Genomic DNA, 1,959 nt, shown 5'->3' on the forward strand with positions numbered 1-1,959 from the left:
CGCGCCGCAATGGCGAGCGTTTCGCGCTGCCGAACCTGGAGTTCATCCACGCGGATGTCCGCGATGTGGACCTGTCGGACGGCACCGCGTTCTATCTGTACTTCCCCTTCTGGGGAGAGGTGGCGCACGCGGTGGCCCGGACGCTCGGGGACCTCGCGCGGGCCCGGGACATCACCGTGTACGCCTCGGGCCCCCGCCACGACTACGGCGAGCACTTCCTCGAGCAGGTGTCACAGGGGGCGCTGTGTCTCGCGCCGCAGCGCCGGGACTTCGCTGACGTGATGCTCCTGCGCAGCGCCGCCTTCGCGTGAGGAGCTCGGCCCCGTGTGGCCGGGACACCATGGCTGGGCTCGGCACAGCGCGCCCCGGGAGACCCCCGGGGCGGCTGTTGGCGTTCCGATGCCGCTCTCAGTTGACCACGATGACGTTGCCCAGCAGGGCATTGTTGTCGAAGAGCAGCTCCGCGTCCTGGGGCAACATGAGGTTGGCGCCGACGTACCAGGTGCCCTCGCCAGGGGTCCACGCCGGAGCGCTGGCCGTGTGGCACTGGCCCGGATACACGGTGGGCATGCTCAGTCGGATGGAGCGGAAGTCGTCGAACGTGAGCGAGGAGTCGCTGGAGAAGTACACCTCGGGCGAGGGACTGCCAGCACTCGTGCCCTGGTTGCACACCGTGACGAGCACCAGGGGCTGGCTGCCATAGGGCGAGGCGACGGTGGGCCCATTGACGGCGGTGATGACGAAGTCAGGCCGCATGCCAATGACCAGACGCGCTCCGGAGGTGGTGTTGTTGGCCTCCACCAGCTCCGTCACCACACCCGCCGAGTCCGCCACCGCAGACAGGGTGAATACCACCGGGCTGTAGTCGAAGAAGAGCGTCGGCGCCGTGGCGGGCACCGTCACGGGCTGGCACTGGCCCGCCGCCAGGGTGGACACCGGAGCGGTGCCGACAACGAAGGTGTCCTGCGTGCCGTAGCCCTGCAACGTCAGACGCACCGCCACCTGCGACGCAGCGGCCGAGGCGGTACCACGGTTGCACACGGTGGCATTGGTGGAGAAGGAGGCGTTGGGCATCACACTGGGCGGCCCACTCACCACCGACACCTGGAGATCCGACCCGGAGCCCACACCCAGCAACACAGGCATGGAGGTGTTGTCATCCTCACGCAGCTCGGTGAGCGAGGAGCCAGGGTCGACACGAGCGGCGAGGTACCACACGCCCGACGCCACGGAAGCCGAGGCGTTGAGGCTCACAGTCGCGCACGCACCCGCCGCCAGCGAGGGCACCGGGGCGTTGCCCACCACGGTGTCCGTGGTGGTGATGGTGGTGTCCGCCGACAGCCTCAGCTCCAGTTGGGAGCCACCGCTGTAGGCGTTGCCGGTGTTGCACACCTTCAGGCTGGTGGCGAAGGTGGCGCCGCCCAGCACGTTGGAAGGAGCCTGCACGGCCTCCGAGGCCACGGAGAGGTTGGGGCCATTGCCCACCGCCAGCACGCCGCCCAGGGTGGCGTTGTCCCCCTCGATTCCCTCCTGCACTCCGTTACCCGCGTCCACCACCGCGCCCACGTACCAGGTGCCCGAGGGCGGCGCGGAGAACTGCGTACGCACGTTGGTGCACTGGCCTCCCAGCAGACTGCCCACGGGCGTAACACCCACCATGGGATCCGCATTGGTGAGGACAGCGTCCGTGGACACCCGCACTTCCAGGTTCGTCGGCGGGCTGTCCATGAAGCCGCGGTTGCAGACGGACACCTCCGTGGTGAAGGCCCCGTAGGGCACGGCGCTCTCCGCCGCCTTGACGCTGGCCACCGTCAGGTTCGGCAACTCCCTGGTGACCATGACGTTGCCAACCAGGACGTTGTTGTCCTCCCGCTGCTCGGCGGACGAGTTCTGGGGATCGACGATGGCGCCGAGGTACCAGGTGCCTTCGCCGGGGGTCCACGCCGAAGCACTCGCGGT

Annotated in this window: 2 protein-coding genes; one reads left to right on the forward strand and one right to left on the reverse strand. The window is 68.8% G+C overall.

Annotated elements, in window-relative coordinates; translation table 11 throughout:
• Positions 1-311, forward strand: a 311-nt coding sequence (locus VF794_RS24530) for a hypothetical protein (RefSeq protein ID WP_331114412.1), incomplete at its 5' end; no start/stop codon positions are given.
• A gap of 97 nt (positions 312-408) precedes the next feature.
• On the opposite strand, the gene VF794_RS24535 is transcribed toward VF794_RS24530, so the two are convergent.
• Positions 409-1,959: CARDB domain-containing protein (locus VF794_RS24535; RefSeq protein ID WP_331114414.1), on the reverse strand; the 1,551-nt coding region annotated here is incomplete at its 5' end.

This window comes from Archangium sp. (assembly GCF_036389735.1).
GTDB lineage: Bacteria > Myxococcota > Myxococcia > Myxococcales > Myxococcaceae > Archangium.